This is a genomic window from Kitasatospora sp. NA04385 (genome assembly GCF_013364235.1).
Lineage (GTDB): Bacteria > Actinomycetota > Actinomycetes > Streptomycetales > Streptomycetaceae > Kitasatospora.
Genome location: NZ_CP054919.1, coordinates 5,239,464 through 5,252,777 on the forward strand (window position 1 = coordinate 5,239,464; position 13,314 = coordinate 5,252,777).

11 protein-coding genes and 1 riboswitch are annotated in these 13,314 nt (G+C 71.5%); of the genes, 7 read left to right on the top strand and 4 right to left on the bottom strand.

What is annotated here, in order from left to right:
- Nucleotides 1–3: 3 nt before the first annotated feature.
- The 4 genes from HUT16_RS23430 to gcvT form a co-directional block, all read right to left on the bottom strand.
- Complete coding sequence (locus HUT16_RS23430; protein WP_176190053.1) at nucleotides 4–1,371, bottom strand: L-serine ammonia-lyase; 1,368 nt, start codon at nucleotides 1,369–1,371, stop codon at nucleotides 4–6.
- Nucleotides 1,372–1,530: 159 nt separating this feature from the next.
- Nucleotides 1,531–2,799 carry a serine hydroxymethyltransferase gene (glyA, locus tag HUT16_RS23435; RefSeq protein ID WP_176190054.1) on the bottom strand — a complete coding sequence of 423 codons (1,269 nt, stop codon included), beginning with the start codon at nucleotides 2,797–2,799 and terminating at the stop codon, nucleotides 1,531–1,533.
- A gap of 18 nt (nucleotides 2,800–2,817) precedes the next feature.
- On the bottom strand, nucleotides 2,818–3,192 hold the full coding sequence (gene gcvH / locus HUT16_RS23440; RefSeq protein WP_030919412.1) for a glycine cleavage system protein GcvH: 375 nt from the start codon (nucleotides 3,190–3,192) through the stop codon (nucleotides 2,818–2,820).
- A 101-nt stretch (nucleotides 3,193–3,293) separates the two neighbouring features.
- Nucleotides 3,294–4,412 carry a glycine cleavage system aminomethyltransferase GcvT gene (gene gcvT / locus HUT16_RS23445; protein ID WP_176190055.1) on the bottom strand — a complete coding sequence of 373 codons (1,119 nt, stop codon included), beginning with the start codon at nucleotides 4,410–4,412 and terminating at the stop codon, nucleotides 3,294–3,296.
- Nucleotides 4,413–4,561: 149 nt separating this feature from the next.
- Nucleotides 4,562–4,664: riboswitch (glycine riboswitch) on the bottom strand.
- Between the two features lie 143 nt (nucleotides 4,665–4,807).
- Here gcvT and HUT16_RS23450 point away from each other — a divergent pair.
- From HUT16_RS23450 to HUT16_RS23480, 7 genes are all read left to right on the top strand, one after another.
- Nucleotides 4,808–5,575, top strand: a complete 768-nt coding sequence (locus HUT16_RS23450) for an enhanced serine sensitivity protein SseB (protein ID WP_176190056.1) — start codon at nucleotides 4,808–4,810, stop codon at nucleotides 5,573–5,575.
- Between the two features lie 143 nt (nucleotides 5,576–5,718).
- Nucleotides 5,719–6,543: an enhanced serine sensitivity protein SseB C-terminal domain-containing protein gene (locus HUT16_RS23455; RefSeq protein ID WP_176190057.1), complete on the top strand. Its 825-nt coding sequence runs from the start codon at nucleotides 5,719–5,721 to the stop codon at nucleotides 6,541–6,543.
- A 647-nt stretch (nucleotides 6,544–7,190) separates the two neighbouring features.
- On the top strand, nucleotides 7,191–8,189 hold the full coding sequence (locus HUT16_RS23460; protein WP_176190058.1) for an ABC transporter permease: 999 nt from the start codon (nucleotides 7,191–7,193) through the stop codon (nucleotides 8,187–8,189).
- A 28-nt stretch (nucleotides 8,190–8,217) separates the two neighbouring features.
- Nucleotides 8,218–9,993, top strand: coding sequence for an ABC transporter substrate-binding protein (locus tag HUT16_RS23465; protein ID WP_176190059.1), 1,776 nt, complete (start codon nucleotides 8,218–8,220; stop codon nucleotides 9,991–9,993).
- Nucleotides 9,994–10,109: 116 nt separating this feature from the next.
- Complete coding sequence (locus HUT16_RS23470; RefSeq protein WP_176190060.1) at nucleotides 10,110–11,108, top strand: ABC transporter permease; 999 nt, start codon at nucleotides 10,110–10,112, stop codon at nucleotides 11,106–11,108.
- Nucleotides 11,105–12,169 carry an ABC transporter ATP-binding protein gene (locus tag HUT16_RS23475; protein WP_176190061.1) on the top strand — a complete coding sequence of 355 codons (1,065 nt, stop codon included), beginning with the start codon at nucleotides 11,105–11,107 and terminating at the stop codon, nucleotides 12,167–12,169. Before HUT16_RS23470 ends, HUT16_RS23475 begins: the two co-directional genes overlap by 4 nt.
- Nucleotides 12,170–12,197: 28 nt before the next feature.
- On the top strand, nucleotides 12,198–13,247 hold the full coding sequence (locus HUT16_RS23480; protein ID WP_176190062.1) for an ABC transporter ATP-binding protein: 1,050 nt from the start codon (nucleotides 12,198–12,200) through the stop codon (nucleotides 13,245–13,247).
- Nucleotides 13,248–13,314: the final 67 nt, after the last annotated feature.

The window sequence follows — 13,314 nt, forward strand, 5'->3', positions numbered from 1 at the left end:
GGGTCAGCACTCGATGACGTTCACGGCGAGGCCGCCGCGGCTGGTCTCCTTGTACTTGACCTTCATGTCGGCGCCGGTCTCCTTCATGGTCTTGATCGCCTTGTCGAGGGAGACGTGGTGCCGGCCGTCGCCGCGCAGGGCCATCCGGGCAGCGGTGACGGCCTTCACGGAGGCCATGCCGTTGCGTTCGATGCAGGGGATCTGGACCAGGCCGCCGACCGGGTCGCAGGTGAGGCCGAGGTTGTGCTCGATGCCGATCTCGGCGGCGTTCTCGACCTGTTCGGGGGTGCCGCCGAGGACTTCGGCGAGGCCGCCGGCGGCCATCGAGCAGGCCGAGCCGACCTCGCCCTGGCAGCCGACCTCGGCGCCGGAGATGGAGGCGTTCTCCTTGAAGAGCATGCCGATCGCGCCCGCGGCGAGCAGGAAGCGGACGATGCCGTCCTCGTCCGAGCCGGGAATGAAGTTCAGGTAGTAGTGCAGGACGGCCGGGATGATGCCGGCGGCGCCGTTGGTGGGGGCGGTGACCACCCGGCGGCCGGAGGCGTTCTCCTCGTTGACGGCCATCGCGTAGAGGGTGACCCACTCCATCGCGTTGGCCGGGCCGACGCCCTCGGCGCGCAGGGCGCGGGCCGCGCTCGCGGCGCGGCGGCGGACCTTGAGGCCGCCGGGGAGGATGCCCTCGCGGGCCATCCCGGCGGCGACGCACTCCTTCATGACGGCCCAGATCTCCAGCAGGCCGGCCCGGATCTCGGCCTCGGTGCGCCAGGCCTTCTCGTTCTCCAGCATCAGGCCGGAGATGGACAGGCCGGTCTCCCGGGTCAGCCGCAGCAGTTCCTCGCCGGTGCGGAAGGGGTGGCGCAGCACGGTGTCGTCGGGGACGACCCGGTCGGCGCCGATGGCGTCCTCGTCGACCACGAAGCCGCCGCCGACCGAGTAGTAGGTCTTCTCCAGCAGCGTCTCGCCGGAGGCGTCGTACGCCCACAGGGCCATGCCGTTGGCGTGGTACGGGAGCGCCTTGCGGCGGTGCAGGACGAGGTCGTGGTCCGGGTCGAAGGGGATCTCGTGGCGGCCGAGCAGGCTGAGCCGCTTCTCGGTGCGGATCCGCTCGACGTCGAGGTCGGCGCGGTCGACGTCGACCGTGCGGGGGGAGTGGTTCTCCAGGCCGAGCAGGACGGCCTTGGGGGTGCCGTGGCCGTGGCCGGTGGCGCCGAGCGAGCCGTACAGCTCGGCCCGGACGGTGGCGACCCGCTCCAGCAGGCCCTCCGAGTTCAGGCGGCGGGCGAACATCCGGGCCGCGCGCATCGGGCCCACGGTGTGCGAGGAGGAGGGGCCGATGCCGATGGAGAAGAGGTCGAAGACGCTGATGGCCACGGGGTGACGTCCTTGTCCGGTCTCGTGGTGGTGCTGGGTCCCGTCTGGTGGACGGGGCGCGGCATGGGACGGGGCACCGCGCGCACGTCTTCCAGTGTGCGCGGTGCCCCGGGAAAGCTCGGGTGGGCCGCCGGTCGGGCGGCCGGACGAGCGGGGGTGCTACAGCTCCGGGTAGAGCGGGTGCCGGTCGGCGAGGGCGCTCACCCGGGCCTTGAGGGCCTGGGCCTTGGCCTCGTCGAAGCCGGGCTTCAGCGCCTCGGCGATGACGTCGGCGACCTCGCGGAAGTCCTCCGCGCCGAAGCCGCGGGTGGCCAGCGCGGGGGTGCCGATGCGCAGGCCGGAGGTGACCATCGGCGGGCGGGGGTCGTTCGGGACGGCGTTGCGGTTGACCGTGATGCCGACCTCGTGCAGGCGGTCCTCGGCGTCCTGGCCGTTGAGCTCGCTGTTGCGCAGGTCGACCAGGACCAGGTGCACGTCGGTGCCGCCGGACAGCACGGAGGCGCCGGAGGCGGCCACGTCCTCCTGGAGCAGGCGCTCGGCGAGGATCTTCGCGCCCTCCAGGGTGCGGCGCTGGCGCTCCTTGAACTCCTCGGAGGCCGCGACCTTGAACGCGACGGCCTTGGCGGCGATCACGTGCTCCAGCGGGCCGCCCTGCTGGCCGGGGAAGACCGCGGAGTTGATCTTCTTGGCGTGCTCGGCCTTGGAGAGGATGACGCCGCCGCGCGGGCCGCCCAGGGTCTTGTGGGTGGTGGTGGTGACCACGTCCGCGTACGGCACCGGGGAGGGGTGCAGCCCGGCGGCGACCAGGCCGGCGAAGTGCGCCATGTCGACCATCAGCAGGGCGCCGACCTCGTCCGCGACGCGGCGGAACTCGGCGAAGTCCAGCTGGCGGGGGTAGGCGGACCAGCCGGCGATGATCAGCTTGGGCTGGTGCTCCTTGGCGAGGCGCTCGACCTCGGCCATGTCGACCTGGCCGGACTTCTCGTCCACGTGGTAGGCGACCACGTTGTAGAGCTTGCCGGAGAAGTTGATCTTCATGCCGTGGGTCAGGTGGCCGCCGTGGGCCAGGTTCAGGCCCAGGATGGTGTCGCCCGGCTGGATCAGCGCGAACATCGCCGCGGCGTTCGCCTGCGCGCCGGAGTGCGGCTGCACGTTGGCGTGCTCGGCGCCGAACAGCTCCTTGATCCGGTCGATGGCGATCTGCTCGACCACGTCGACGTGCTCGCAGCCGCCGTAGTAGCGGCGGCCGGGGTAGCCCTCGGCGTACTTGTTGGTGAGCACCGAGCCCTGGGCCTCCATGACCGCCACCGGGGCGAAGTTCTCGGAGGCGATCATTTCCAGGGTGGTCTGCTGGCGGTGCAGCTCGGCGTCGACCGCGGCGGCGATCTCCGGGTCGAGCGCGTGCAGGGACTGGTTGAGAACCGTCATGAGTAAAAGGTCTCCCGGTCAGGCGCCGGTGAAGGCGGTGTAGCCGTCGGCGTCGAGCAGCTCGTCGGTCGCCTCGACCCGGACCTTGAACAGCCAACCGCCCTCGAAGGGCTCCGAGTTGACCAGGGCCGGCTCGTCGATGACCGCCTGGTTGACCTCGGTGACCTCGCCGGTGGCGGGGGAGAAGAGGTCGCTGACCGACTTGGTGGACTCAAGCTCGCCACAGGTCTCACCCGCGGTGACGGTGTCACCCACCGCCGGGAGCTGGACGTAGACGATGTCGCCGAGGGCGTCGGCCGCGTGCGCGGTGATGCCGACCGTCGACACCCCGTCCACGGCGGCGGTCAGCCACTCGTGCTCCTTGGTGTACTGCAGGTGCGTGGGGTTGCTCATGGCGTCATTCTCCAGGATCGCGGGAGGGGAGGGCGCGGCCGTCCGCTGGGCGGACGAACCGGAGGAGGACCGTTCGGGAGGGAACCGAGGGGGAGCGGCGGTCAGCGGGCGCGCTTGTAGAACGGCAGCGCGACGACCTCGACCGGCTCGGCCTTGCCGCGCACGTCCACCGCGACGGCGGTGCCGGGCTCGGCGTGCGCGGCGTCCACGTACGCGATGGCGATCGGCCGGCCCAGCGTCGGGGACGGCGCGCCGGAGGTGATCCGGCCGATCACGGCGCCCGCGGCGTCCACCACGGAGTACTCGGCGCGCGGGACGCGCTTGCCCTCGGAGACCAGGCCGACCAGCTTGCGCGGCGGGTTGGATTCGGCCGCGGCGGCGGCCTCCTCCAGGGCCTTGCGGCCGACGAAGGCGCCGTCGTTGGTGGTCTTGTCGAAGCGCACCACCCGGCCCAGGCCCGCGTCGAACGGGGTCAGGTCGGTGGACAGCTCGTGCCCGTACAGCGGCATGCCGGCCTCCAGGCGCAGCGTGTCGCGGCAGGACAGGCCGCACGGGACCAGGCCCTCGGCGGTGCCGGCCCCGGTCAGCGCGGTCCACAGGTGCTCGGCGTCGGCGGGGGCGCAGAACACCTCGAAGCCGTCCTCGCCGGTGTAGCCGGTGCGGGCCAGCCAGACCTCGCGGTCGGCCACGGTGGCGGGCAGCAGGGCGTAGTACTTGAGGCCGGGCAGGTCGGCGTCGGTCAGCTTCGCCAGGATGCCGCCCGCCTCCGGGCCCTGGACGGCGAGCAGCGCGTAGGCGTCCCGGTCGTCGCGGACCACGGCGTCGAAGCCGGCCGCGCGCTCGGTCAGCGCGTCCAGCACCACCTGGGCGTTGGAGGCGTTGGCGACCACCAGGTACTCGTCCTCGGCGGTGCGGTAGACGATCAGGTCGTCCAGGATGCCGCCGTCCTCGCGGCAGATCATGGTGTAGCGGGCGCGCAGCACGCCCAGCGCCGAGATGAAGCCGACCAGCGCGTGGTCGAGCAGCTCGCCGGCCTGCGGGCCGGAGACGGTGATCTCGCCCATGTGCGAGAGGTCGAACAGGCCGGCCCGGGTGCGGACGGCGAGGTGCTCCTCGCGCTCGCTGCCGTAGCGCAGCGGCATGTCCCAGCCCGCGAAGTCGGTCATGGTGGCGCCGAGCGAACGGTGCAGCGCGTCGAGCGCGGTCAGGCGGAGGGACACGACGGGACTCCCGGGATCTGGAAACGGGCAGGCTGGGGCGAATCTCCCCATCTGTCGTCGAACCTGAGAGCTTCACCGCCTTCCAACAGGATGGCGGCTTGCACCGTGGGTGGGCGCACGGCGCGGCCGTGTCCACTTTCCAGATCTGCCTCGCCCGGGCGGTAGGGGTGCCTGAGAGATTCCGGGGAGGACTTGCTCCTTCGGCGCCGGTCGCGGCCCAGTGGGCCGTTCCGGCTCTCCCGCGCGGGTTCGAGCGGCCGGTATGAAGTTTGACTTCGAGCGGGCCCATCATGGCACGCCCGGGCCGCCCGCGGGAGAGGGGCCCGGCCACCGGCGCACCGGGGCGCCCCCGCGCGCCGCTAACCTGATCGCAACTGCTGACGTGGAGGGGCGACATGGGGTTCCCGCTGGGTGGGGTTCCGGAGGGCGGGGCCTGGCCGGCCAACGAACTGGAGCGGGTGCTGACGGCCGCGCTCGGCGACCCGGGGGCGACCCCCCGGGTGATCGAGGTGCTGGCCCGCAGCCAGGTGTGGATCCCGCTGCCGTCCGGCACCGCGCCGGACGCCGAGGCGCTGGACCTGCCGACGCTGGAGCTGGCCGGCGCGCCGTACGTGCCGGTGTACTCCTCGCAGGAGCAGTACCTCCAGCACTGCCCGGGCATCCCGTTCGCGATCGCCCCGATGTGGGAGTTCGCCCGCGGGCTGCCGCTGGGCATCGGCATCGCGGTCAACCCGGAGGCGCCGGTGGGCATCCCGGTGCCGCCGGAGGGCGTGGGCGAGCTGCGGCGCGGGCCGCGCGGCGAGGAGTGGGAGGCGCAGGGGGTGACCGAGGGTGCCCGGGTGGCGCTCAAGGAGCCCGAGCCGCACCAGGAGCCGTTCGCCTTCCTGGCCGCCGCGACCGGCGAACTGGTGGCGCTGCCGGGCGTGCTGACGGCCCGTCGGGCGCTGGCCCGGGTGGAGGGCGAGCCGACCCTGCTGTACGTCGGCGTGCAGCTGGACCCGGCGGCCCCCGCCGACCCGGCCGAGGTCAACACCGCGCTGGGCCGGGCGCTCGGAACCGCGCCGCCGAGCTGGGGCGTCCACCTGGTGCTGCTCGACCTGGTCGCCGATCCGGTGGTGGACTGGCTGCTGGGGCGGGTACAGCCGTTCTACGTGCGCCCCTGACGGCGGCTCCCCGCCGGACGGCCCGCCCGGCCCCGGCCGGCCGCGCACGGTACGGCGGCATGACGACCGTCGGGTGCTCCCCATAGGGTTGCCCCGGCACACCGGAGCGCGGTGGCGAGCGGACGAGAGAGTGGGGCGGCGACGTGACGGGAGCAGCCGGCGACCCGGGGGCGGTCGAGCGCGCCCTCGCAGCGGTCGCACCGGAGCGCTGGGAGGCGTACGAGGGCCTGTTGCGCGCCCTGGCCGGCGGGCAGGTCTGGATGCTGCTGTGGCACGGCAGCCCCGGCAGCCCGGACGCCCAGTACGGGAACATGGACGTCGGCGGGCACGGCTACGCGCCCTGCGCGACCTCCCCGGCCCAACTGGCGGCCAGCGGCTGGACGCGGGCCCACGAGGTGGTCTCCGGGCCGGAGATCGCCGCCGCGCTGTACCGCTCGCGCTGGGGCCTGTGGCTCGACCCGCACCGCCCCGGCGGCGGCGTCGGGGTGCCCTGGGCCGACCTGAGGCGGATCGCGCTCGGCCTGGACCGGCTGCCGGCCGGCCCGCTGCGGATCTCCGAACCCCCGGCCCCGGCCTCGCCGTTCTTCGCCGTGCTGGAGCAGCAGGCCGGCGAGGTGCGGCCGCTGCGCTCGCTGCGGCGGGCCTGGGTGCAGCCGGTGCTGGGCGAGGCGTACCTGGCGATCGGGCTGGACCTGTACGACGCCTCGCCGCCGTCCGTCGAGGCGGCCCGGGCGCTGGTGCAGCGGGCGGCCGCGCAGGCGCCCGAGGGGCCCGGGGTGTCCACCGTGATGATGGCCGACGAGTTCGACCCGGTGGCGATGTGGATGTGGGCCAACGCCCGCCCGTTCTTCGACCGGCACGGCGCCCCGCAGGGCCACCCGACCGGCTTCGGTCACGCAGCGCAACCGCCGTCCGGGCCCGCCCAGGGCTGGGGACAGCCCCAGTGGCCGGGTCGTCCGGGCGGTTGACCCTACCCTGACGCGCTGTCCGAAAACCCCCGCTCCGATCTTTCCCCCGGTCGGCGGGGGTTTTTTGCCAGCTTTTGCCGACTCATGATCTACGCGCGAAACCCCAGGTGCCACCTGGCGTTTTCCCGCCAGTGGCGGGGTGTCGTCAGTGTTCCTCTTGACGGACACGTAACAGCTGTGTGAAGAGCGATATGCGACCTGGGCGATCTTGCATGCTGACAGATCACAGTTAGGCATCCTTCGCGATCGAGGTCTTCCGCCCGGCGCTCCCCATGACGGAGAGTGCTGCGCAATGCGGAGCGCGGCGCCTTCGGCCGAAGGAGAGCGCGCCACCGCCGGCACCCGAACCGCACGGCACACCGTTCCGTGCGGCATCCGGCCAGCCTGCTGTCCCCGGCTCCACCCGCTCGTGTCGTCAGCACCACCGCACTGCCTGCACCGAGACCGACTCGCACCGCACGCACCGCACTTCGCACCACCGCTCCGTACGCGCCACCGCCCGCCCACCACGGCTCGGCGGTGTCCGGGGCAACCCGCACACCCGCAGCAGCACGGCACGCCGACACCACCGCACCTGCCCCAGCACCATCCGCACCGCACGCGACTCCGTAGACCGGCCACCGCCGGCGAGGGGGACGGAACGACTCATGACCACACCCATCGACACCTCCGGCCCGGCGGCCGGCGAGCAGCCCGACGCTGCGTCAACTCCGGCTCCGGCCAAGCAGATCGAGGGCCGCTCGCCGGGGCGCATCGCCTGGAGCAGGCTCAAGCGCGACAAGGTCGCGCTGGCCGGCGGCGCCGTCGTGGTCCTGCTGGTGCTGGCGGCGGTCTTCGCCCCGGTGCTCACCGCACTGTTCGGGCACCCGGTCGGCGAGCCGCACCCGGACCAGATGAACCCCGACCTGGGCCTGCCCAAGGGCGCGTTCGGCGGCATCAGCGGCGACTTCCTGCTCGGGCTCGACCCGGTCTTCGGCCGCGACGTGTTCTCCCGGATCCTCTACGGCGCGCAGATCTCGCTGCTGGTGGCGCTCGGCGCGGCCGTGCTGTCGGTCTGCATCGGCGTCGTGATGGGCGTCATGGCGGGCTACTTCGGCGGCTGGGTCGACTCGGTGATCAGCCGGATCATGGAGGTCCTGCTGGCCTTCCCGCAGCTGCTGTTCAGCATGGCGCTGATCTCGGTGATGCCGAACGCCGCCTTCGGGCTCTCCGACAAGTGGCTCCGGGTCGCCATCCTGGCGGTGGTCATCGGCTTCTTCGGCTGGCCCTACATCGGGCGCATCGTCCGCGGCCAGGCGATGTCCCTGCGCGAACGCGAGTTCGTGGACGCCGCCCGCAGCCTCGGCGCGGGCCGCGCCCACATCCTGTTCCGCGAGCTCCTGCCCAACCTGGTGGCGCCGATCCTGGTCTACGCGACCCTGATCATCCCCACCAACATCCTGAACGAGGCGGCACTCAGCTTCCTCGGGGCCGGCGTCCGGCCGCCCACCCCGTCCTGGGGGCAGATGCTCTCGGACGCGGTCGGGATCTACCAGGCGGATCCCACCTACATGGTGATCCCCGGTCTCGCCATCTTCATCACCGTGCTCGCCTTCAACCTCTTCGGTGACGGCCTGCGTGACGCTCTCGACCCCAAGGGCAACTGAGCCCGCAACTCTGGAGGTTCTCCAACCCATGAAGCGAAACAGGACGCTCGCCGCGGCCGCCCTGGTGGCCGCCCTCGCCCTCACCACCGCGGCCTGCGGCGGGTCCAAGGGCGGCTCGGGGGGCGACAAGGCCGGTGCCACGAAGGGCGGTGCGGCCGGCTTCAACGCCGCGGCCGAGAAGGTGGTGAACCCGTCCGACAAGAAGGGCGGCACCCTCAACCTGTGGAGCAGCACCGACGTCGACTCGCTCGACCCCGGTCGCGCGTACTACGCCTCGGTGTGGAACTACGAGCGCTTCTACACCCGCACCCTGCTGGCCTACGACGGCAAGCCGGGCAAGGAAGGCCTGGAGCTGGTCCCCGACCTGGCCACCGCCAAGCCGGAGGTCTCCGCGGACGGGAAGACCTACACCTTCAAGCTGAAGCCCGGCCTGAAGTTCGAGGACGGCTCGGTCATCACCTCCAAGGACATCAAGTACGGCATCGAGCGGATCTTCGCCCAGGACGTCGTCTCGGGCGGTCCGACCTACCTGATCAACGAGCTGGACCAGGGCCAGGACTACAAGGGCCCCTACACCGACAGCGACCCGAACAAGCTCGGCCTCAAGTCGGTGCAGACCCCGGACGACACCACCATCGTCTTCACCCTGGCCAAGCCGAACTCGACCTTCCCGTACCTGCTGGCCATGGGCTCCGCCGCCCCCGTCCCGCAGAAGCTGGACACCGGCGCCACCTACGGCAGCAAGCCGGTCTCCTCCGGCCCGTACAAGTTCAAGTCGGTCGAGCCGGGCAAGGGCTACGAGCTGGTCCGCAACGAGAACTGGGACCCGGCCTCGGACCCGTTCCGCAAGGCGCTGCCGGACGTCGTCAAGCTGACCATCACCACCAACGCCGACGACATGGACTCCCGCCTGCTGGCCAACACCATCGACCTCGACTGGGCCCAGACCGGCCTGTCGCAGGCCGCCCAGGTCAAGGTGCTCCAGGACCAGGCGCTCAAGGCCAACACCGACGACCCGTACAACGGCTTCATCCGGTACGTCTCGATCGCGCCGTCGGTCGCCCCGTTCGACAACGTGCACTGCCGCAACGCGGTGCTGTACGCGGCCGACACCACCGCCCTGCAGACCTCCCGCGGCGGCTCGGTCTCCGGCTCGGTGTACGGCTCGATGCTGCCCCCGAACATCCTCGGCTCCGACGACTACGACCCGTTCGGCCTGACCAAGGGCAAGCCGAACGTGGCCAAGGCCAAGGAGGAGCTGGCCGCCTGCGGCAAGCCGGACGGCTTCAGCACCACCATCGCGGTCCGCGGCAACAAGGCCAAGGAGGTCAACTCCGCGGTGGCGCTGCAGAACGCGCTCAAGGCGGTCGGCATCACCGTCACCGTCGACCAGTACGACGGCAAGCTGATCTCCTCGGTCATCGGCTCGCCCGACGTGGTCAAGACCAAGGGCTACGGCCTGATCGTGATGGGCTGGGGCGCCGACTACCCGACCGGCTCCGGCTTCCTCCAGCCGCTGGTCGACGGCCGCTTCATCACCCAGAACGGCAACAACAACTACTCCGAGATCAACGACCCGGAGATCAACGGCTGGTTCGACCAGGCCGCCCAGGAGGCCGACCCGGCCAAGGCCGCCGACCTCTACAAGAAGATCAACCACAAGGTCGTCGACGGCGCCTACTACCTGCCGATCGTCGCCGACAAGGCCCTGAACTGGCGCAACCCGCGCCTGACCAACGTCTACATCACCGACGCCTTCGGCGAGGTGGACTTCCAGGCGCTCGGCGTCTCCGACGGCAAGTGACCTGGCCCGCCCCTTAGTTCGCACCGCTAGTCCGAAGGGCAGGTGAAGGCCCTGCCCGGGCCGGCCGCGGCACCCCCACCGGGGCGCCCGGCCGGCCCGCGGCAGGGCCGACCGCAGTGCTCGTGTATCTCTTCAGGCGGCTGATCAACGTCGTCTTCATGCTGTTGGTGGTCGCCGCGGTGACCTTCGGCATCTTCTTCATGGTGCCGAAACTGACCGGGACCGACCCCGCGATGCTCTACGTGGGCAAGATCGCGGACAAGGCGGCGATCGAGGGCATCCGCCACAAGATGGGCCTCGACAAGTCGATCATCGAACAGTTCTGGCTCTTCCTGCGCGGGGTGTTCGCCGGCCGCGACTACAACGCCGGCGTCGACATGACCCACTGCGCGGCCCCCTGCCTGGGCTACTCGTTCAAGACCGAGCAGGCGGTCTGGCCGCTGCTGCTCAACCGGGTCGGCGTGGACGTCTCGCTGGCCATCGGCGCCTCCGTGCTCTGGCTGGTGTTCGGCACCGCCACCGGCGTCATCTCCGCGCTGCGCCGCGGCACCGCCCTGGACCGCATCACCATGACCGTCGCGCTGGCCGGCGTCTCGCTGCCGATGTACTTCACCGGCCTGGTCGCGCTCGCGGTCTTCGTCAACCAGCTCGGCTGGTTCCCCAACAACTACACCGACTTCACGGACGATCCGGTCTCCTGGTTCCAGGGGCTGGTGCTGCCCTGGGTCACCCTGGCCTTCCTGTTCGCCGCGACGTACGCCCGGCTCAGCCGGGCCACCCTGCTGGAAGTCCTCGGCGAGGACTACATCCGCACCGCCCGGGCCAAGGGCCTCAAGGAGCCGGTGGTCATCGGCAAGCACGCCCTGCGCTCCACGATGACCCCGATCCTGACCATCTTCGGCATGGACCTCGGCGCCCTGCTCGGCGGCGCCGTGCTCACCGAGAAGACCTTCAACCTGCGCGGACTCGGCTACGAGGCGGTCACCTCGATCCAGTCCAGCGACCTCCCGGTGATCATGGGCGTGACCCTGTTCGCCGCCTTCTTCATCATCATGGCCAACCTCGTGGTTGACCTGCTGTACGCCGTCGTCGACCCCCGGGTGAGGCTGACATGAGCAACACCGACCAGCCCGACCTGGCAGACAAGAGCTTCCTGTCCGTCCGCGACCTGAAGGTGCACTTCCCCACCGACGACGGGCTGGTCAAGTCCGTCAACGGGCTCAGCTTCGACCTCGAACGCGGGAAGACGCTCGGCATCGTCGGCGAGTCCGGCTCCGGGAAGTCCGTCACCTCGCTGTCGATCATGGGCCTGCACCGCACCGGCACCAAGCGCGGCGCCCCGCGGATCAGCGGCGAGATCTGGCTCGACGGCGAGGAGCTGATCACGGCCGGCCCCGAGCGGGTGCGCAGGCTCCGCGGCCAGAAGATGGCGATGATCTTCCAGGACCCGCTGACCGCGATGCACCCCTACTTCACGGTCGGCGCCCAGATCGTCGAGGGCTACCGGGCCCACCACCCCGGCACCTCCAAGAAGCAGGCCCGCACCCGGGCGATCGAGATGCTCGACCGGGTCGGCATCCCGCAGCCCGACCGGCGGGTCGACAACTACCCGCACGAGTTTTCCGGCGGCATGCGCCAGCGCGCGATGATCGCGATGGCGCTGGTCAACGACCCCGCGCTGCTGATCGCCGACGAGCCGACCACCGCGCTCGACGTCACCGTCCAGGCGCAGATCCTCGACCTGATCCGGGACCTGCAGAAGGAGTTCGGCTCGGCGGTCGTCATCATCACCCACGACCTGGGCGTGGTCGCCGAACTCGCCGACGACATCCTGGTGATGTACGGCGGCAAGCCGGTCGAGCGCGGCCCCGCCGCCGCCGTCTTCGAATCCCCCGAGCACCCCTACACCTGGGGCCTGCTCGGCTCGATGCCCCGCCTCGACCGGGAGCTCCAGGACCGGCTGACCCCGGTCAAGGGCACCCCGCCGAGCCTGATCAACGTGCCGTCCGGCTGCGCGTTCCACCCGCGCTGCCCGTACGCCGAGCTCACCGGCGGCCGCTCCACCAGCGAGGTGCCCGTGCTCGCCGAGGCCACGCCCCGGCACCACGCCGCCTGCCACCTGCCGATCGCCGAACGCCACCGGATCTTCACCGAAGAGATCGCGCCCCGGCTGTGAGCACGTACCACCCATTTGGAGAGCAGCGATGACGGACAGTCAGGCGGCGGTGCCGCAGCTCGCGAAGGTGCCCGCCCAGGCGCCCGGGCCCGACCGCGAACCCCTGCTGAGGGTCACCGGACTGACCCGGCACTTCCCGGTCACCAAGGGACTGCTGAAGCGCCAGGTCGGCGCGGTGCGGGCGGTCGACGGCATCGACTTCGCGGTCAACGCCGGCGAGACGCTCGGCGTGGTCGGCGAGTCCGGCTGCGGCAAGTCCACCATGGGGCGCCTGGTCACCCGGCTCGACGAACCCACCGGCGGCACCGTCGAGTTCGAGGGCACCGACATCACCCACCTGGGCGTCGCGGCGATGCGGCCGTTCCGGCGCGACATCCAGATGATCTTCCAGGACCCGTACTCCTCGCTGAACCCCCGGCACACCATCGGCACCATCGTCGGCGCGCCCTTCCGGCTCCAGAAGGTGGCCACCGAGCACGGCGTCAAGCGGGCCGTCCAGGACCTGCTGGAACTCTGCGGGCTCAGCCCCGAGCACTACAACCGCTACCCGCACGAGTTCTCCGGCGGCCAGCGCCAGCGCATCGGCATCGCCCGCGCCCTGGCGCTGCGCCCCAAGATGATCGTGGCCGACGAGCCGGTCTCCGCGCTGGACGTCTCCATCCAGGCCCAGGTGGTCAACCTGCTGGACGACCTCCAGCGGGAACTCGGCCTCACCTACCTGATCATCGCGCACGACCTCTCGGTGGTCCGGCACGTCTCCGACCGGGTCGCCGTGATGTACCTCGGCAAGGTGGTCGAGATCGCCGACCGGGACGCGCTGTACGCCCGGCCGATGCACCCCTACACCAACGCCCTGATGTCCGCGGTGCCGGTGCCGGACCCGCGCCGCAAGGAGCGCCGCGAGCGCATCCTGCTCACCGGCGACGTGCCCTCCCCGCTCAACCCGCCGTCCGGCTGCCGCTTCCGCACCCGCTGCTGGAAGGCGCAGGAGGTCTGCGCGAGCCAGGAACCGCCGCTCGCCACCACCGGCACCGGACACCAGGTGGCGTGCCACTTCCCGGAGAACGCGGGCGAGTAGCGCCCCTGCCCGGGGCCCGCCACGAGGTCCGCCCGGAGGAGCCGACGCTCCCCCGGGCGGACCCGGC

What these genes read in the sequence shown, in the direction of transcription:
- HUT16_RS23480 (WP_176190062.1), top strand. Translation starts at nt 12,198, where the DNA reads ATGACGGACAGTCAGGCGGCGGTGCCGCAGCTCGCGAAGGTGCCCGCC.
- HUT16_RS23460 (WP_176190058.1), top strand. Translation starts at nt 7,191, where the DNA reads ATGACCACACCCATCGACACCTCCGGCCCGGCGGCCGGCGAGCAGCCC.
- HUT16_RS23475 (WP_176190061.1), top strand. Translation starts at nt 11,105, where the DNA reads ATGAGCAACACCGACCAGCCCGACCTGGCAGACAAGAGCTTCCTGTCC.
- HUT16_RS23450 (WP_176190056.1), top strand. Translation starts at nt 4,808, where the DNA reads ATGGGGTTCCCGCTGGGTGGGGTTCCGGAGGGCGGGGCCTGGCCGGCC.
- glyA (WP_176190054.1), bottom strand. Translation starts at nt 2,799, where the DNA reads ATGACGGTTCTCAACCAGTCCCTGCACGCGCTCGACCCGGAGATCGCC.
- gcvH (WP_030919412.1), bottom strand. Translation starts at nt 3,192, where the DNA reads ATGAGCAACCCCACGCACCTGCAGTACACCAAGGAGCACGAGTGGCTG.
- HUT16_RS23465 (WP_176190059.1), top strand. Translation starts at nt 8,218, where the DNA reads ATGAAGCGAAACAGGACGCTCGCCGCGGCCGCCCTGGTGGCCGCCCTC.